This window comes from Nostoc sp. (genome assembly GCF_036916985.1).
GTDB lineage: Bacteria > Cyanobacteriota > Cyanobacteriia > Cyanobacteriales > Nostocaceae > Nostoc.
Window position 1 is genome coordinate 78,911 of sequence record NZ_JBALFD010000097.1, and the last position, 17,479, is coordinate 96,389.

At 43.2% G+C, this 17,479-nt stretch carries 17 protein-coding genes; 9 read left to right on the forward strand and 8 right to left on the reverse strand.

What is annotated here, in order from left to right; translation table 11 throughout:
* The first annotated feature begins 661 nt into the window (after positions 1-661).
* Both V7L07_RS31835 and V7L07_RS31840 read left to right on the forward strand, forming a co-directional pair.
* A complete protein-coding gene (locus V7L07_RS31835; protein ID WP_335063468.1) occupies positions 662-2,215 on the forward strand; it encodes a GAF domain-containing sensor histidine kinase in 1,554 nt (517 codons plus the stop codon).
* A gap of 366 nt (positions 2,216-2,581) precedes the next feature.
* Positions 2,582-4,000 (forward strand): IctB family putative bicarbonate transporter, encoded by a 1,419-nt coding sequence (locus V7L07_RS31840; RefSeq protein ID WP_335063470.1) that lies wholly within the window; start codon positions 2,582-2,584, stop codon positions 3,998-4,000.
* A 66-nt stretch (positions 4,001-4,066) separates the two neighbouring features.
* On the opposite strand, the gene smpB is transcribed toward V7L07_RS31840, so the two are convergent.
* Positions 4,067-4,534 (reverse strand): SsrA-binding protein SmpB, encoded by a 468-nt coding sequence (gene smpB / locus V7L07_RS31845; protein WP_094349892.1) that lies wholly within the window; start codon positions 4,532-4,534, stop codon positions 4,067-4,069.
* 466 nt (positions 4,535-5,000) lie between these two features.
* Between smpB and V7L07_RS31850 the strand changes: the two genes are divergently transcribed.
* Complete coding sequence (locus tag V7L07_RS31850) at positions 5,001-5,684, forward strand: response regulator transcription factor (RefSeq protein WP_335063472.1); 684 nt, start codon at positions 5,001-5,003, stop codon at positions 5,682-5,684.
* Positions 5,685-5,728: 44 nt separating this feature from the next.
* Here V7L07_RS31850 and V7L07_RS31855 read toward each other — a convergent pair whose 3' ends face one another.
* From V7L07_RS31855 to murC, 4 genes are all read right to left on the reverse strand, one after another.
* The gene (locus tag V7L07_RS31855; protein ID WP_335063898.1) at positions 5,729-6,208 is read right to left on the reverse strand and encodes a low molecular weight protein-tyrosine-phosphatase; all 480 of its coding nucleotides are present in this window, start codon (positions 6,206-6,208) and stop codon (positions 5,729-5,731) included.
* An 83-nt stretch (positions 6,209-6,291) separates the two neighbouring features.
* Complete coding sequence (locus tag V7L07_RS31860; protein WP_179067011.1) at positions 6,292-6,639, reverse strand: YbaB/EbfC family nucleoid-associated protein; 348 nt, start codon at positions 6,637-6,639, stop codon at positions 6,292-6,294.
* A 186-nt stretch (positions 6,640-6,825) separates the two neighbouring features.
* The gene (gene murB / locus V7L07_RS31865) at positions 6,826-7,827 is read right to left on the reverse strand and encodes a UDP-N-acetylmuramate dehydrogenase (RefSeq protein ID WP_179067012.1); all 1,002 of its coding nucleotides are present in this window, start codon (positions 7,825-7,827) and stop codon (positions 6,826-6,828) included.
* A 125-nt stretch (positions 7,828-7,952) separates the two neighbouring features.
* Positions 7,953-9,416: a UDP-N-acetylmuramate--L-alanine ligase gene (gene murC / locus V7L07_RS31870; RefSeq protein WP_335063474.1), complete on the reverse strand. Its 1,464-nt coding sequence runs from the start codon at positions 9,414-9,416 to the stop codon at positions 7,953-7,955.
* Between the two features lie 403 nt (positions 9,417-9,819).
* On the opposite strand from murC, the gene nadD reads away from it, so the two are divergent.
* Both nadD and V7L07_RS31880 read left to right on the forward strand, forming a co-directional pair.
* Complete coding sequence (gene nadD / locus V7L07_RS31875; RefSeq protein ID WP_335063900.1) at positions 9,820-10,446, forward strand: nicotinate (nicotinamide) nucleotide adenylyltransferase; 627 nt, start codon at positions 9,820-9,822, stop codon at positions 10,444-10,446.
* 116 nt (positions 10,447-10,562) lie between these two features.
* Complete coding sequence (locus tag V7L07_RS31880; RefSeq protein WP_335063475.1) at positions 10,563-11,576, forward strand: type I glyceraldehyde-3-phosphate dehydrogenase; 1,014 nt, start codon at positions 10,563-10,565, stop codon at positions 11,574-11,576.
* 80 nt (positions 11,577-11,656) lie between these two features.
* On the opposite strand, the gene thiL is transcribed toward V7L07_RS31880, so the two are convergent.
* Positions 11,657-12,709: a thiamine-phosphate kinase gene (gene thiL / locus V7L07_RS31885; protein ID WP_335063477.1), complete on the reverse strand. Its 1,053-nt coding sequence runs from the start codon at positions 12,707-12,709 to the stop codon at positions 11,657-11,659.
* A 105-nt stretch (positions 12,710-12,814) separates the two neighbouring features.
* Between thiL and V7L07_RS31890 the strand changes: the two genes are divergently transcribed.
* A complete protein-coding gene (locus V7L07_RS31890) occupies positions 12,815-13,396 on the forward strand; it encodes a Uma2 family endonuclease (protein WP_335063479.1) in 582 nt (193 codons plus the stop codon).
* A gap of 79 nt (positions 13,397-13,475) precedes the next feature.
* Here V7L07_RS31890 and V7L07_RS31895 read toward each other — a convergent pair whose 3' ends face one another.
* Entirely contained in the window at positions 13,476-14,582 is a 1,107-nt protein-coding gene (locus V7L07_RS31895) for a peptidylprolyl isomerase (protein WP_335063481.1), read from the reverse strand.
* Positions 14,583-14,784: 202 nt separating this feature from the next.
* Here V7L07_RS31895 and efp point away from each other — a divergent pair, with 202 nt between their 5' ends.
* From efp to V7L07_RS31910, 3 genes are all read left to right on the forward strand, one after another.
* The gene (gene efp / locus V7L07_RS31900; protein WP_335063482.1) at positions 14,785-15,342 is read left to right on the forward strand and encodes an elongation factor P; all 558 of its coding nucleotides are present in this window, start codon (positions 14,785-14,787) and stop codon (positions 15,340-15,342) included.
* 108 nt (positions 15,343-15,450) lie between these two features.
* Entirely contained in the window at positions 15,451-16,008 is a 558-nt protein-coding gene (gene accB / locus V7L07_RS31905) for an acetyl-CoA carboxylase biotin carboxyl carrier protein (protein ID WP_335063484.1), read from the forward strand.
* 62 nt (positions 16,009-16,070) lie between these two features.
* Positions 16,071-16,418 carry an ArsR/SmtB family transcription factor gene (locus tag V7L07_RS31910; protein WP_094349905.1) on the forward strand — a complete coding sequence of 116 codons (348 nt, stop codon included), beginning with the start codon at positions 16,071-16,073 and terminating at the stop codon, positions 16,416-16,418.
* Positions 16,419-16,489: 71 nt separating this feature from the next.
* Here V7L07_RS31910 and V7L07_RS31915 read toward each other — a convergent pair whose 3' ends face one another.
* Positions 16,490-17,101: a GerMN domain-containing protein gene (locus tag V7L07_RS31915; protein WP_335063486.1), complete on the reverse strand. Its 612-nt coding sequence runs from the start codon at positions 17,099-17,101 to the stop codon at positions 16,490-16,492.
* Positions 17,102-17,479: the final 378 nt, after the last annotated feature.

Genomic DNA, 17,479 nt, shown 5'->3' on the forward strand with positions numbered 1-17,479 from the left:
TTTGATCTATTGGATCGGGACTTAGATCAACTATCTAGTAGACTATGGGTAATTCAAAATCATCCCCTATTCATTTGATCCCTCGAAGTTACCATCAGACTTATTCCCAAACGGCCACTCCAACTTAACTCAAAATGCAAAAAGCTTTTCAACTAAGCTTTTGACTAATTTTGTAGCTTGCTTCCCCATAGAAATATGCTTGGTCTATTTACGTCATACTGTACTAGGATTATCATTTTTTAGTACTAGATGTTATCGGTAAAAGTGGCTATATATAATTACACTAATATCTAGTTATTTTAAGTAAATTTACCTTAAATATACCAGTAAAAGTTTTCGCTTATATAGATCGAGAATGACACCGCCTTTGCATTCTGTCTCTAGGATTAGCTTACCCTAGCTGAATCCAAATCTAACGCAGCCTGATTGCAAAATCTCAAGCAATAAAGACTACACCAGCGATCAACAAAGAACATTCAGCACCAGTAACTAGTAACTAACGGACACACTTCGTCGGCTTAATGGAAGGGATAAAAAATTTTTGCCCTAAATTTGTTTGTCAGAGGCAAAATTAGGGAATGCTTAAAAATAGCAATTGATAACCTAGAAATAGAGCTTATATCAATTACAGAATCGAGAAATTATTAAGGTAGCAGTGGCAATGATAGAGCCTGAAAACAAATTATTTGCCCTAAAGGATGGTTGGGATTCTCATGAATCAAGAGAACAACAACGCCTCAAAGCTTTGTCAGATTTAGGTTTGCGGCAACCAGAAACGATTCCGGTTTTTGAAGAAGCCACCCAGACTGCTGCCCACTTTTTGGAAGCACCAATTTCCATATTGGGATTTGTGGATCAAGAACGTCACTGGTTCAAGTCGTCGGTGGGCTTATCTAGACTGGGATTGATGAATCATTTGGCACAAAGCCGCCAGCTATCACGTCGGGAATCCTTTTGTACTCAGGTAGTAGAGAGCTTACAAGTATTTGTAATTAATGATACACATAAGCTTACAGATCCAGTACTTGCTAGCAGCAAGTTAGTGCAAGATTATGGTATTCGTGCTTACTTAGGAGCGCCACTGATAGATGCTGAGGGACATTGTTTGGGTGCATTGGCGGTGATGGATTTAGTCCCACGCAATTTTACAAACCGAGACATTGAGTTTTTACAAATCATCGCTCGTTGGAGTATGAGTGAATTTGAGCGTAACCGACTCCTACAAGGGAAACTCGAATCAAGCACTCCCAAAAACGCTCCAATATTTTCACTCAATGATGAACGTAATACTGAGATTAAAATCACCCCATCTAGTAAAGATAGCGACTCTATTTCTACCAAGCAACTGAAACTAGAACTTTTGGGTCAGCTAACTCAGGAGTTACGCACGCCTTTAACATCTGTACTAGGTATGGCTAGTGTTTTAGGACGTGAGATTTATGGCCCTTTGACAACTAAGCAGAGAGAATATTTAGAAATCATCCAACACAGTGGTCGGTATTTACTTTCTCTAGTAAACGAAATTACCGAACTAGGAGCTATGGATGAAAACTCAACTGTGCTAAATATAGCTCCTGTAGATATTGAAATGCTATGCCAACAAGCTATCAATACCCTAGAAGAAGTGGCTAACCGCCGCGAGCAAGATATCCGCCTGTCTATAGAACCGGGACGCAATCGCATTTGGCCTTTAGATAAAGACAAGGTGCGGCAAATCCTCTATCACCTGGTTTTCAGTGTGATTCAACTTTCGGCTACAGGTAGCATTGTTCGCATTCATGTTTCTTACAAGGAAGATACGCTCAACATTACTATTTGGGTTTCCCATCCTTGGCTGGGAGATGGTATCACTGAGGTTGATCCCTATTTTCGTCTCAATTCTTTGTCGCTGCTGGAGCTGACAGGTGAGGTAGCAACTTACAATACTCATGCAGAAGGACAAGAGCAATTAGATACTTCATCAGTAGCGGTGGATAATTCCAAAAATTCGAGTGGGAATCACTCGAATTTATTTGCTACTAGTTCCGGTATAAATTTAGCTAAATCACATGGAAGTCTTTCTCGTGAAAGCTTGGGTCTATTACTAAGTTGTCAACTAGCAGAATTGCATGGTGGACATATTTTGATTCAAGGTTCGCCAGAATCAGGATATCGTTATGTGCTTTCTTTGCCGCTGCAAGTAGCGACTCCTTCACAAGCAATTAGTGATGTCTAATCTTGGGGATTGGGGATTGGGGACTGGGAAAGACGTATTTTTTATCTATAAATCATTAATTTGTAGCGAATTCTCTGCGTGCCTTGACCCTTGCCTCGACGCTGCGGGAAGGCGTACCCCTACGGGGAAACAAGCTACGCGTAGCGTCTCGTAGAGAAGCGTATCGGCGTTAAAATTTCAACCCTCAATTCGCCACGATTTTACGTAAAGTTGTACTAAGTACATGAAGAACTATCTTAACTTCCTATTAACTGAGGTAGTTTTAGATTAAAGGTAGTGATTAATGTTAATACCTTTTTATAGGGGTATGCATTATGATCAATTCCAAGTTCTGCGTCGGCAGGCTAATTGATCGCAATGTTTTTTATGAATTTAGTCTGGCAACGATTTACTTTATCATCTTTACCGCTCAAAGAATATCTTGCTACCAGTTATGTACACCGCTCTCTGGTGGGACTGTTAAGTTCTTGGCGGCAAACCAGCATCTTGCTCCAGTGGGGAGATGCGATCGCAGCTGCTTTACTCAGCTTAATATATGCTCTTGCACCTTTTGCTTCGAGTACGTTGGTGGGTTTGTTACTGGTGGCTTGTGTCGGATTTTGGCTGTTGTTAACTCTATCTGATGAAGTAACACCAACAAATGTCTCGTCAGTTACTCCGATTCACTTACTGGTATTGCTCTACTGGGGAGTTGCCGCAGTTGCAACAGCATTATCACCAGTAAAAAAGGTGGCACTTAATGACTTAGGCACGTTGACCTTATATTTGCTATTATTTGCCCTTTGTGCCAGGGTATTAAGGTCGCCTCGCCTCCGGTCTTGGATTATCATTCTTTACCTGCATGTATCGTTAATTGTCAGTGTCTATGGGTTGCGACAATGGTTTTTTGGAGCCACAGCACTGGCGACTTGGGTTGATCCAGAATCTCCTCTGTCTAAGACGACAAGAGTCTACAGTTATTTAGGCAATCCCAACTTATTGGCTGGATACCTTTTACCAGCAGTAATTTTTAGCTTAGTGGCAATTTTTGCATGGCAAAGTTGGCTTAAAAAAGCTCTATCATTAACAATGTTAATTGTCAATACTTCCTGCCTGATTCTGACTTTTAGTCGTGGTGGTTGGATTGGACTAGTGGTAGCATTTTTAGCTGTGATGGCATTGCTAGTTTATTGGAAAAGCGTGGAAATGCCTCGTTTTTGGCGTACTTGGTCACTGCCGATTGTCTTGGGAGGTTTGATTGGGGTATTAGTGCTAGCAGTGATATTTGTAGAGCCAGTGCGCCTGCGAGTATTCAGTATTTTTGCCGACCGTAAAGATAGCAGTAATAATTTTCGCCGAAATGTGTGGGATGCTGTTTTTGAGATGATTCGCGATCGCCCGATTTTCGGCATTGGCCCTGGTCACGGCTCTTTTAATAAAGTTTATCCGCTCTACCAACACCCTCGTTACACTGCTTTGAGTGCCTATTCGATATTTTTGGAAGTGACTGTAGAAACTGGCTTTGTTGGTTTAGCCTGTTTTCTCTGGCTCATTATTGTCACATTTAATACGGCATTTTTGCAAGTGCGACGATTGCGACAAGTGAAAAGTGCCGAGGGATTTTGGTTAATTGGAGCGATCGCTATTTTGTTGGGTATGCTAGCTCACGGCACTGTAGATACTGTCTGGTATCGTCCTGAAGTTAATACCCTCTGGTGGCTGATCGTTGCCTTAATTGCTAGCTACTGGACACCCTTAGCTCAAAACCAGACAAATTCATCTAACTCAGAACCAGCAGTAAATTAACATCAATAGGTTGTCAGTTGTTTTTTATGACAACTGACAAAAGAATTCTGAATCCTGAATTCTTCTTCAATAGCTTTTCATTGCCCGTTGAATGTCACGCTGGTCTTGGCGTCGTTTCAGGTCTTCTCGCTTATCGTGGAGCTTTTTACCTTTGCCAAGGGCTATACTCACTTTTAGCCAGCCTCGTTTGAGATACATTTTCAACGGGATTAAAGTTAAACCCTGCTGTTCGACTTTGCCAATTAGCTTACGCAGTTCTTGACGATGCAATAATAGCTTGCGTGTACGCCGTGGTTCATGATTGAAATATTGTCCACTAGCGTTGTAAGGCGAGATATGTACATTGATCAACCATGCTTCGCCATTGCGAAGCAAAGCATAACCATCTTGGAGATTGACTTTCCCCGCACGAATTGACTTCACCTCTGTTCCTGTCAATTCAATTCCAGCCTCGTAAGTTTCTAGAATTTCATACAAATAACGGGCTTGACGGTTGTCGCAAATAACTTTGTAACCTTCGTTCTTGTCGCTCATTGATAATTTTGTGTGCTTTAAATGTACCTAAAAAATTATTTGGATTGGCTTGTGAATTATAGGGTGTATCTTAGAACTACTATGAATGGTGAACCATGTATCACTAATCTAGCTTTTTTAAGTTCACAATTAAGAGTTTTCTGGCAAATTTAAGTTATCGAAACAGAATTCAGGAGTCAGGAGCGGAGCCGGAGACGTTTCCGTTAGCTCTGGTCAGAATATTGATGAGTTGTTACAAATTACAAAGGTCTTTGTACCTCTCAAGCACGGATAGTCAAAGGTGAGTTAGACTTCGTTAACCTTCCTAAGGATTTAAGATTTTCTTTATAAATCAGCCCTAAAGGCAGTAATTAGCTGATAATCCTGTCATAGTATGAAACATAAGAACATTATTATTGTTTGTGTTCACTGATGGAACACGTAGAAGTAAATTTCTGAGTAAAAAAATGCTAGGGGTGTATTATCCATGCCCTTGACGATCCTTATAGTGGATGATGATTTGGGCACTCGTCTCTCTGTTAGCGACTATCTTGAACTGTCTGGCTACTCGGTGATCACGGCTAATGACGGTCAAGAGGCTTTGTTTATGGTGGATGAGTATCATCCTGATTTGATTGTCACGGATATCGTTATGCCACGGATGAATGGCTATGAATTGGTGCGTCGGGTGCGTCAGCAACCAGTATTTCGTTTATTGCCTGTAATTTTGTTAACGGCACGCACTAAGACCCAAGAAAGAATTCTGGGCTACCAGTCAGGGTGTGATTTATATTTACCCAAGCCTTTTGAACTGGAAGAGTTAGCAGCAGCAATCCGCAATCTTTTGGAGCGATCGCAAATTATTCAATCAGAGTATCGTTTTTCTCATAGAGAGAGTTTGGGTATTTCCGCCTCGACAAAAGCGGGGGATGTCCATAATTCTCTGTCTACTCAAATTCAGAAATCCCATCTGCACTCACCCCTAACTCATAGAGAGCAAGAAGTCTTAGAGTTATTAACTCATGGTCTTTCTAATGCCGAAATGGGTCTTCAGCTACACCTGAGTCCTCGAACTGTAGAAAAATACGTTAGCAGTTTATTGAGAAAAACCTCAACCAGCAACCGAGCAGAATTAGTACGTTTTGCGATGAAGCATGGTCTGGTGGAATAAAAGTTAGGAGTTAAAATTAAAACTCCTAACTCATAACCCCTAACTCATAACTTCTCACTTTTAACTTTTGCCAGCAAACCTTCACAAGCATCGATCAATAAATCAATAACCTGATTAAATCCCTCTTCACCGCCGTAATAGGGATCTGGAACTTCCTTTAGAGTGTGTCGAGAGCAAAACTCGCACATCAAACGCACTTTATGCTGATATTCCTGAGTGCGATCGAGAGTGAGGATATTCTCATAATTTTCTCGATCCATCGCTAAAATCAAATCAAAGTCTTGAAAGTCTGACTTTTGAAACTGGCGTGCCCGACCACGCAGTTTAATTCCCAACTTTGTAGCAGCCGCAGCACTCATACGTCTGTCAGGTGGGCTACCAATGTGATAACTAGATGTACCAGCAGAGTCACAGAGGATGCGTTCGCTCAAGCCAGCCTGCTCAATTAAATGATTCATAATGTTTTCTGCCGATGGCGATCGGCAGATATTACCTAAGCAGACAAACAGCAACTTGTAAGGCATAGATATTATTTGTCCTTTGTCAATAGTCATTTGTCCTTTGTCCAATGACTAATGACCAATGACTAATGACCAATGACCAATGACTAAAATCCAGGTAACTCCAACCCACTGGTTAATTCTTCCATACGTTCCCGCATGGTTGCTGTGGACTTGTTGTAGGCTTCTTTCATTGCCACTGCTACAAGATCGGAAAGTACTTCTGCACCTTCTGCTAAAGCTTCTGGAGAAATTTCCACCCGCTTGGGTTCTTGGTTCCCACTGACAATCACCTTTACCAGTCCACCGCCAGATTCTCCTTGAATCTCCATTTGCTCCAATTCTTCTTGGAGTCGCTTTGCACCTTCTTGAACTTGCTGCGCTTTCTTAAAAGCTTCAGCCAATTCTTTCATTTTTCCTAAGCCGAAGCCAAATCCCTGTCCTTTTCCTGTCATAATTATTTGTACGCTTATGCGTTGAATAACAAATCAAATTCAATTATAGATGCGGTAAGTAATTTGACTCTTTTTTTACCAATAATTAATGCTTCATAATAATTGGGAATTGGGAGTAGGGAATTGGGAGTAGGGCATTGGTTATTAATTCTTCTTCCCCATTCCCCATTCCCCATTCCCCACTCCCTATCCACAAGCACCTTGAAACTCTCCGAGCATTTTGACTTCTGGCTCTAAATTAATAGACCAACGTTCTTGTACTTGGTGTTGTATGTGGCGAATAAGACAGAAGATATCACTAGCTTTTGCTCCACCACGGTTAACGATGAAATTAGCATGAAGTAGTGCTACTTGCGCTCCACCAATTTGGTAGCCTTTCAAACCAGTTTGTTCAATTAACCAGCCAGCACTGTAAGGTTTGGGATTGCGGAACACACTACCACAACTGGGGAAGTTATATGGTTGGGTGCTTAATCGATGCTTTTTGTGTTGTTTGGTGATTGCTACAACTGCTGCTGGGTCGGCACCTGGAGCAAGTTGTAAGGTGGCTTGGGTAACGATGCGATCGCCACCTTGCAATAATGAAGTCCGGTAGCTATAACCTAATTGATCGGGGGTAAGAGTTTCTAGCGTCCCATCAGGTGAAAGTACTTGGGCACTAACTAACATATCTGCAATACAGCTATTATGTGCCCCTGCATTCATCACTACAGCACCCCCTGCTGTTCCAGGAATGCCAACAGCCCACTCCAAACCTTCCCATCCTAATTCCGCTGCTGCCCATGCCAAACTAGGAATTGATTCTCCAGCAGCAACAGTTAATTGACCTGTCTTCGGGTCGAAGTGACTGAAGCGGAGATGACGAGTCGCAATGACTAAGCCTGATATACCACCATCGCTCACCAGCAAGTTAGAACCTGCTCCCAGCGTTGTCACCTTTAAATCACGTTCTTTTGCGTATTTAAGACTTGCTTGCAGTGCTTCTACATTTCGGGGGGAAACGTACAATTGTGCTTCTCCCCCAACTCTATAGGAAGTAAACGCTGACAAAGAAGCCTGAGACTTGATTGCACAATCAGTATTGGGTAAGTAGATTACTTCACTCTCCACCGAATTAGGTGTTTGCTGTTTCTTTGTATTCAAAGAAGAAACTGTGCAGACGTTTCCAGCGGCCTGGGAAATGGTCATTTTTACTTTTTTTTGGTAAAATTTTTACATTTATTTACCGCAAAGATACGGTAATGGAGTTAACTTATGAAACCGTTACTAGAGGGTCGCTTTGCTCGGAAATAAAACTTTGCAAAGTCTCCACTTTAGGATGTGGCTTTAGCAGGCTCACAAAGGGTTGTAATTACTTCAGGAATCACCTGGTTCAAGTTTCCAGCTCCCAAAAACAACGCCAAGTCTCCTGGGCGTAATGTTTGTAGCAAGTACTCACACACTGCGGGTAAAGTTGGTTGATAAACTACCTGCGAATGCTGTTTAGCAATCTCTGCGGCTAGACTTTCACCACTAATTTGCCCTAAATTTGGTTCACCTGCACTGTAAATATCAGTCAGCACAACCAAGTCAGCATGTGCAAAAGACTCGGCAAATTCTTCTAAAAAGGTGAGTGTACGGCTATAGCGGTGAGGTTGGAAGATGGCAACCACTCTTTGCCCTGGTCTTGCCTGTAAACGGGCTGCGGCGAGAGTAACACGAATCTCGCTCGGATGATGGGCATAGTCATCGATGAAGGTAATGCCATTGACTTCACCTCGGAACTCAAAGCGTCGTCTTGCTCCTTCAAAGGTGGCGATACCTTTGGCAATTGCTCCAAATTCTAAATCCAAGGCGCGACCAACAGCCACGGCGGCTAGGGCATTGCTGAGATTATGCCGACTGAGCAGCCGCAATGTCAATACTCCCAAAGCTTTGCCTTTTTCCCAAACCAAAGCCGTAGTGCCATCAGCCCGATAATCAATATTGGTGACGGTGTAATCAGCGTTGGTATCTGAGTGTAAGCTGTAGGTAATTGTGGGTTGTAAGCGATCGCGCACTGTCGCACAGTCAATGCTACCTATCAACGTTTTACAACTCTTAGCAAATGTCTGGAAGATGTCAATGACTTCTTCTAATGTATCGTAGTGGTCAGGATGATCGAGTTCAATATTGGTAATGATGCCAATTTCAGGAGCATGTTTTACCAGGGAACCATCTGATTCATCTGCCTCGGCTACCAAATATTGGCTTTGTCCCAGTCGAGCATTACCAGACCATGCATTGACTTCGCCACCTACTAAAATCGTTGGGTCTAGACCTGCTTGCAGAAGCATATAGCCAATCATGCTACTGGTTGTAGTTTTGCCGTGTGTTCCTGCCACTGCAATGCTGTAGTACTCGGCAATTAGAGCCGCTAATACATCTGAACGATGTAAAATTGGACAACCTAATTCCAACGCTGCTTTGTATTCTAAATTATTAGTGTTAATTGCTGTTGAACAAATGACTTGAGGCCATTTCGAGTTCGTATCAGCAGGTAATTGTTCTTGTGAATTTAATACTACTGGATTAGCCAATACTTGAGGTCGAAAGAATTCAAGATTGCTTGCCTCTTGTTTACCAAAAATATGAGCGCCGATAGATTCCAACTTGTGCGTAATATGGTTTGGACGAAGATCCGAACCTGATACTGGAAATTGACGCTTTGTGAGAACGTATGCCAGAGCAGACATACCTATGCCACCGATGCCAATGAAATGAAATGGTCTACCACTAAAATCTACAGAATTAGTCATTTATTGCTCCTCTTACACCACACCACACCATAATCACAAATGACACGCGTATCATAACAGGAATTTGATTTTTACCGTAACTACTCCTGTATCATGTTCATGTTTGATGTCCAAATGATGTTTCTGCTCTGGTTTTCTTTGTTCAGAATGATTTTACCTTGGTTGGAGGTTTTTGCTATTTTTGAACTGTTCTTAAGATTATTCTGAAAATTTTGGTCGCATCGGGAAAGAAATTCTTGTAATGTCAAATACATAAATTTGGCTGCCTTACTGTAATTGGCTACATAATACATTGTTTAGTGAAACTGATTTGAAATTGCATCAAGTCTAGGCGTGAATTGAGTAAAATAGTACATTGGTAATGAAACTATTTTCCAATTGCATAAAACCCAGGCATAACTGGATGCAGCAACTAGCAATTTTTGGTGGCACATTTGATCCAATTCATTGGGGACACCTGCTTGTAGCCGAGACAGCTTTGCATCAAGTATGCCTTGAAAAGGTAATTTGGGTGCCATCCCTAAATCCTCCTCACAAAGAAGCAGCTTTGTTTGAGCATCGTGTGCAAATGCTGCAATTAGCCATAAAAGATAACCCAGCGTTTACTATCTCACTAGTGGAGACAAATCGCTCTGGGACTTCTTATGCCATTAACACCCTGATTGACTTATCTGCTTGTTACCCAAATACTCACTGGTACTGGATTGTAGGCTTGGATACTTTCCAAACCTTACCCCGTTGGCACCGTGGACACGAACTAGCACAAATGTGTGATTGGTTAATCGCACCCCGACTGCTAGGTGGTGAGACTATAACTCAAAGCAAATTAATCTGCAAGCAAGTGGAGCAACAACTCAGAGAGCAGTCCTCTACCATTCACTGGCAACTCTTGAATATACCTTTAGTAGGAGTTTCGTCAAGTCTAATTCGCAAATTTTGCCGCGAACGCCAGTCAATTCGTTATTTATTACCGGAATCGGTCAGATCATATATCACTAACAACAATCTCTACTCTTACAAATCTGAATAAATTATGTGTTTTTTTATTGATCTAACACTTTATGGTTATAAGTGCCCCCCCCCTTTGCGATATGATTGGGGTCAACGATATCAACATATAAGCATAAATACAGAGGGCAAGGTACTGTGATTAGAGTTGCAATCAACGGTTTCGGGCGGATTGGACGTAACTTTGCGCGTTGTTGGGTGGGTAGAGAGAATAGTCAAATCGATCTTGTCGCAATTAATGACACGTCAGACCCCAGAACTAATGCTCACCTGCTCAAGTATGACTCAATGCTAGGGAAGATCAAAGGTGCTGAGATTAGTGCCGACGATAACTCTATCATCGTTAACGGCAAGACCATTAAGTGCGTATCCGATCGCAACCCCGAAAACTTGCCCTGGAGAGATTGGGGAATTGACCTAATTATCGAAGCAACCGGGGTGTTTACTAGCAAAGAAGGTGCGCTCAAGCATGTGAATGCTGGAGCCAAGAAAGTCCTGATTACCGCTCCTGGTAAAAACGAGGATGGCACTTTTGTGGTTGGTGTGAATCATCACGACTATGACCACAACAAACACAACATTATCAGTAACGCTAGTTGTACTACCAACTGCTTGGCACCAATCGCCAAGGTGTTGAACGATAAGTTCGGTATCATCAAAGGTACGATGACCACCACCCACAGCTATACAGGCGATCAGCGCTTGCTAGACGCTTCTCACCGGGATTTGCGACGGGCGAGGGCGGCAGCGATAAACATTGTACCCACCTCCACTGGTGCAGCGAAAGCAGTGGCGCTAGTTATCCCAGACCTGAAAGGCAAGCTAAATGGCGTTGCCTTACGCGTACCAACCCCGAACGTCTCAATGGTAGATTTCGTAGTGCAGGTTGAGAAGCGTACTATTACTGAAGAAGTTAACCAAGCTCTCAAAGATGCTGCCGAAGGCCCACTTAAAGGTATTTTGGCCTACAGCGATCTAGAACTGGTATCGTCTGATTATCAAGGTCATGACGCTTCTTCGATTGTTGATGCTAGCTTGACTTTGGTCTTGGGTAATGACTTAGTAAAAGTTATGGCATGGTATGACAACGAGTGGGGTTACAGCCAACGAGTTTTGGATTTGGCAGAATTAGTAGCCGAGAAGTGGGTTTAATTAAAAAGTTAGGAGTGAGGAGTTAGGAATAAGGAGTCAAGAGTGAACTGTGAGGAATTAAAACTCATAACTCATAACTCCTAACTATTAAAGTGTTGAAATCCCTGCCTAAGACTCAGAACTTGGTCGGGGAATTTTTTTTGTTTGTCGTGCAATAGTACTGTTGATCCGGCTGTAATCTTGCCCACGATCGCAGCACCTTCACCAAGATGTTGCACTAAGGCTGATGCTAACTCTTGTGGTAAACACAGCACTAATTCAAAGTCTTCGCCACCGTATAGAGCATATTGTAGCGCTTGCTCTGGTGGCAACCAATGGTTAAAAGTTTTTGGTACGGGAATTTGTCTGCGTTCTAAGACAGCGCCAACACTGCTAGCACGGCAAATTTGGATGATCGCATCTGCCAAACCATCGCTGCTATCCATGCCAGCAACAGGAATTTTAGATTTTAGGTCGCACCTTTGGTACGCTTCCAGCGCAACTGGGATTTTGGATTGGGAATTTAAAATTTTCTGGAGGATTGGTAAGACATCTAATCGTGGCTGTGGGCGTTGGTGTGCGCGGATTAGAGCCGTGCGTTCTGCATCTTTAAGGTTTTGTCCTAATTCGGGATGTAAGAGCAGTTCTAAGCCAGCGTGGGAGGCTCCATGAACGCCTGTGGCAACGATCGCATCTCCCACCACAGCAGCAGAACGGCGGATAATTTGACTAGGGTTAACTTGACCAAAAGCGGTAATTGCCAGGGTAGTAACAGGCGATCGCACCACATCACCCCCAACAATTGGGGTATTGTATTTTTGCAGGCATTCTGTCATTCCCTGGTACAAGCGTTCTACCCAACTTACCCTAAGTTCACCGAGGAGTCCTAACCCGACAGTGATTCCCAATGGGGAAGCGCCCATTGCGGCTAAATCTGATAAATTGGCAGCAGCAGCTCGCCAACCAGCATCTTCTGGGGAAGTGGTGAGCTTGCTAAAATGTACGCCATCAACCAGTACATCTGTAGTCACTACTAAAGATTGCCCTGGTGCAGTCTCAAGTACTGCGGCATCATCGCCGATCATTTCTGGAGGACAGAAGCGCTGTAATCTTTCTAAAAGACCTTGTTCGCCAATGTCTTTGATTTTAGTCATTAGTCATTAGTCATTTGTTATTGGTTAATTCTCCGCATCTCCCTCATCTGCCTAATTCCCACTCCCCCAAGTTACGATAAATGTATCGTCTCGGGAGATGTTGGAATGGTCTCTACACCAGTAACAAAGCTCACATTTGAAGAGTACTTAAATTATGATGATGGCAGTGGTTTTCACTATGAGCTAGTAGATGGCAGGCTGGAATTAATGAATCCCCCAACGATTGAGCATTTCTTGATTACTAAATTTCTTGAGCAGATGCTGGATGCGGAAATTCAGCGCTTGAGTTTACCTTGGTTAACTTTTCGGGAAACTGGGACGAGGACGGGTAAAAATAAGTCTAGGTTAACTGACTTGTCTGTGGTGACGCAGGAGCAAGCAAGAGAATTGATCAATGTATCAGCAGTCTTTGAATCACCATCATTATTAATTGTAGAGGTAGTCAGTCCAGATTCTATCAATCGGGACTATCGTTATAAGCGGTCTGAATATGCGGCGGTTGAAGTGCCAGAATATTGGATTGTAGACCCATTAAAAGAAAAGATTTCTGTGTTGTGGCTAGAAGAAGGATTTTACGAAGAGACGGTGTTTACTGGCGATCAGAAAATTGGATCGCGGACTTTTCCAGAAATAGCGATCGCAGTTGAGCAGATATTCACCGCCGGAAATCTGAATCAGGGGAGTTAGAAGTTAATAGTTAGGAGTTAGGAGTTAGTAATTATTCTCCCTCATCCCCCTCATCTCCCCCTGCTTCCCCTGCCCTCTCTTATGCAGCTTGTGGCTCAACCAGATTTTCTATTCCCTGAACCACTTTTGCTGATTCGATTTTGTCACCAGCCTTCAGTTTATCCAAAACTTCTTTACCTTCGGTGAGATAGCCAAAAACGGCATAGCGACCATCTAACAGGTTGCGTCCAGCTGGGGTCAGTTCTGGTTCAAACAAAAAGAAGAAGAATTGTGATGAACCACCATTTACTTCACTTTCAGGACGAGCCATCACTACTGCACCAAAGGCAGAAAAAGGTAGAACTGGCATATCAACGTAACGACCAGCTTCTTCTAAAGTAATGCCATAAGTAGGTGCTTTATCTCCTTGAACTAAGACTTCTAAGGGAATAGCGCGATATTTACCCGTTTTTGGGTCAATGAAACCCACATCTTTACCTGCTGGATCTCCAGTTTGGAGAAAGTAAGATTCTTCAGAACGGGTAAATTCTAAACCATTATAAAAACCCCTCTGTACCAAATCTACAAAATTACCAGCAGTTACAGGAGCGCTGTAACCGTCTACGACAAGGGACAAATCGCCTTTGTTGGTTTTGATTTCTACAGTGGCATGACCTTTAAGTTGCGGCAAATTACTATATTCAGCAGGCACTTCAAAGGGGAATTGTTTCACCATTGACTCTTCTAGCTGAGTCACGAGATTCAAAAGTTTGCTTCTCTCTTGCAATATTTGTTCTTTATCTTTGCTGTTCGCCAATTCTTGCAATTTACCCACCCCAGATTTCAACTCGGTAATCCAAGCTTCGGCTTGGGGTTGGCGTTCTGCGGGAACGCTTGTTAAGATTTGGAAAGGTTTATCGAGAATGCGGGATGCTTGGCTGATGTCTTTGGAAATAGCACCCCAACGCCGATTCGCCCGCAGTTGGGCAGAGATGTCCTCTAAACTGCCCTGTAGTTGCCGCACAGGTTTGTTATCTATCGGGAGTGCATACCGCAACAAAGCCTTTCCGTCGGTAATTGCATTGCCGGCTGGCAGTGCGGCGCTACTGGAGGGAGTCCACCCAGCTGTAGTTATGCCTAAAAATATTGTTACCAGCAGTATTGCCATTAGGCTGTTCTTCAGCCAGGATTTTAATAAGTTAAGCATGGGATAACTCAAATGCAGCAGTGAATTGTTGACTGGACGTAACCCATCAATAATCTTCCCACGTTAGGTGATGAGTGGAGCATAGGTCTAGGGCAGAGGAGAATTACTAATGACAAATGACTAATGACTAATGACAAATGCCCAATGACGACCCTAGAAGGGTACAATAAATGCCGATTGTCTTCCAAAATTTGAAAGTTTCATGATCTCCAGTAACGACTTTCGACCCGGTGTTTCAATTGTATTGGATGGGTCTGTATGGCGAGTGCTTGAATTCCTACACGTCAAGCCAGGCAAAGGTTCCGCCTTTGTACGAACTAAGCTAAAAAATGTCCAGAGTGGGAGCGTGATGGAAAAAACGTTCCGCGCAGGGGAAACAGTGCCGCAAGCCACTCTAGAAAAAAGCACGATGCAGCATACCTATAAAGAAGGCGATGAGTTTGTCTTTATGGATATGGAAACTTATGAAGAAGGCAGATTGACTAAGGCACAAATTGGCGATCGCGTCAAATACCTTAAGGAAGGTATGGAAGCCGAAGTTATAAAATGGGGCGACCAGGTGCTAGGAGTAGAATTGCCTAAGTCTGTGGTTCTAGAAATTGTCCAAACAGATCCAGGTTTAAAAGGTGACACCGCCACAGGTGGCTCAAAACCAGCAACTCTAGAAACTGGTGCAGTTGTGATGGTTCCTTTGTTTATTTCCCAAGGAGAACGCATCAAAGTTGATACCCAGGAAGATAAATATATCAGCAGGGAATAACTTTCATCTCTACGGAGATGCAAGTCCCGATTTAAATCCCTACATAGGGATTAATCCCCTGCCACACTTAAAATGCTAATTTACGGATAGGTCGAGGTAATAAAAACTGTGCCATTGGACTTTAATGAAATCCGCCAACTTCTGGCAACTATCGCACAAACAGATATTGCAGAAGTCACGCTCAAAAGTGATGACTTTGAGCTAACAGTCCGTAAGGCTGTGAGCATTAGCAATCAGATGTTGTCGGTAGGTCAAGGGACTTTAGGCGGTGTGGTAGGTTCAGGCTTGACATCAGGTTCATCTGGGGGAAACCAGGTGAGCGGAAGTCAGGTAACGGAGGTGTCCACATCTCGTGTGTTTGAGAATACTGGTACTGGCACACAATTGCAGTTGTCAGTAAGTCCTCCCTCAACCCTTGACCAAAGATTAGTAGAAGTGCCTTCCCCAATGGTAGGAACGTTTTATCGCGCTCCTGCACCTGGGGAAGCGGCATTTGTGGAAGTGGGCGATCGCGTCCGCAAGGGTCAAACAGTCTGTATCATTGAAGCTATGAAGCTGATGAATGAAATCGAAGCCGAAGTCTCTGGACAGGTGATGGAAATTCTTCTCCAAAATGGCGACGCTGTAGAATATGGTCAACCTTTGATGCGAATTAACCCCGATTAAGTATTAATGTATATATGATGTGAATCATTGTTAAAATTTTCTTTCCTTGCGGGTTAACCCTGATGAAACAAACGTTGCCTTTACCACCAGAAGTGGTGCAACAAGTAGCTGAATACTTCAGCCTGTTAAGTGAGCCAATGCGCCTACGGCTGCTACACTTATTGCGGGATGAAGAAAAATGCGTGCAAGAGTTGGTAGAGGCAACACAGACTTCTCAGGCAAATGTGTCAAAACACCTGAAGGTAATGTGGCAAGCAGGTATCCTTAGCCGCCGCAGTGAAGGAACTTGCGCCTATTACCGGGTGGAAGATCAAATGATTTTTGAGTTGTGTAATCGGGTTTGCGATCGCCTAGCCACAAGGTTGGAGCAGCAAGCCCGTAATTTTCGTGTATTAAATAGCAAACGTTAGGTCATTTGTCCTTTGTCCTTTGTCAGTTGTGAAAAACTAATGACCAATGACCAATGACCAATGACCAATGACTAAAGTGGATAATCTTTTTGAAACTGTTCACGAGTTAGCGGTTGTTGTATCTCTACACCCTCACCGCCTAAAACATCCAACGGTTTGCCGTTCACGTCAATGTACACCTTGGCTTTGGGATTTAAAGTTGTTGCAGTGTAAACAACTTGTCCCACGCGGCCCATCATTGAGGTGCTACCGCCTCCGCTAGTAAAATCTTCAGATAAATTAACGTGAACTTCATTATTTTCTGCCTTCAGCCCCAATAGCTTGGTTCCTTTAGGGATGGTTGTTGAATCTGTCCCTTCTGTTGGGCCTGCTAACAAACTTTGGAAAGCTGCTTCTAAAGGCTGGTTGGGCCGAATAGAAGCGACTTTAACAGGCTGGGGAACCAAAGTAACATTTTTGTCTTTTGGTCTTAGCCAGTAAACGTTAGGGGTTTGCTCATTAGCTGGCTGTCTAGTTGATGGCTGTACTGGCTGTTCAATGCGGCTAGAGGGGTTTGACGGTGTAGGAGTATTGTTGGATTGTGTGGTAAACCAAGCTACACCACCACCCACCGCTACAACCACTGCTGACACAGCTGCAATTACGCCTGAAGAAATACGATTAGATCCTTGTTGGTCTTTCATGTTCAAAACCTTCCTAACTGAGGGCTGATATGGTAGTTATGTGAGGAGCAGCCTGGTTAAAGACGATACTTACAAGTAGAGAGTTTCCCACAATCTAGAGGAGACTTGATGCCTTTTGATTATGCAAGTCCTTAATTCAATTCTAGAATTTTTATTTCTAATCCGTCACCTACCAAATTATGTAAATTTTGGGGGGTCGAGAGTGAAAAGTTAAGAGTTAGGAGTTAGAAGTTGGGGACAAGGGGAGAAGGAAGACAAGGGGAAATTATTGAAAAAGAGGCTCTTGTGCAGGGAGCGGGGAGCAAGGGGGATAGTTCAGATGGGGATTCAACCCCACCTGTTGCCTTAGCTTCCCGCAGAGTACGAGAACCACTGGTG

Coding starts and splice junctions, on each gene's coding strand:
- murC (WP_335063474.1), bottom strand. CDS start 9,416: ATGACTAATTCTGTAGATTTTAGTGGTAGACCATTTCATTTCATTGGC.
- V7L07_RS31855 (WP_335063898.1), bottom strand. CDS start 6,208: ATGCCTTACAAGTTGCTGTTTGTCTGCTTAGGTAATATCTGCCGATCG.
- V7L07_RS31840 (WP_335063470.1), top strand. CDS start 2,582: ATGAATTTAGTCTGGCAACGATTTACTTTATCATCTTTACCGCTCAAA.
- efp (WP_335063482.1), top strand. CDS start 14,785: ATGATCTCCAGTAACGACTTTCGACCCGGTGTTTCAATTGTATTGGAT.
- V7L07_RS31890 (WP_335063479.1), top strand. CDS start 12,815: ATGGTCTCTACACCAGTAACAAAGCTCACATTTGAAGAGTACTTAAAT.
- V7L07_RS31910 (WP_094349905.1), top strand. CDS start 16,071: ATGAAACAAACGTTGCCTTTACCACCAGAAGTGGTGCAACAAGTAGCT.
- thiL (WP_335063477.1), bottom strand. CDS start 12,709: ATGACTAAAATCAAAGACATTGGCGAACAAGGTCTTTTAGAAAGATTA.
- smpB (WP_094349892.1), bottom strand. CDS start 4,534: ATGAGCGACAAGAACGAAGGTTACAAAGTTATTTGCGACAACCGTCAA.
- nadD (WP_335063900.1), top strand. CDS start 9,820: ATGCAGCAACTAGCAATTTTTGGTGGCACATTTGATCCAATTCATTGG.
- V7L07_RS31895 (WP_335063481.1), bottom strand. CDS start 14,582: ATGCTTAACTTATTAAAATCCTGGCTGAAGAACAGCCTAATGGCAATA.
- V7L07_RS31835 (WP_335063468.1), top strand. CDS start 662: ATGATAGAGCCTGAAAACAAATTATTTGCCCTAAAGGATGGTTGGGAT.
- V7L07_RS31860 (WP_179067011.1), bottom strand. CDS start 6,639: ATGACAGGAAAAGGACAGGGATTTGGCTTCGGCTTAGGAAAAATGAAA.
- V7L07_RS31850 (WP_335063472.1), top strand. CDS start 5,001: ATGCCCTTGACGATCCTTATAGTGGATGATGATTTGGGCACTCGTCTC.
- murB (WP_179067012.1), bottom strand. CDS start 7,827: ATGACCATTTCCCAGGCCGCTGGAAACGTCTGCACAGTTTCTTCTTTG.
- V7L07_RS31915 (WP_335063486.1), bottom strand. CDS start 17,101: ATGAAAGACCAACAAGGATCTAATCGTATTTCTTCAGGCGTAATTGCA.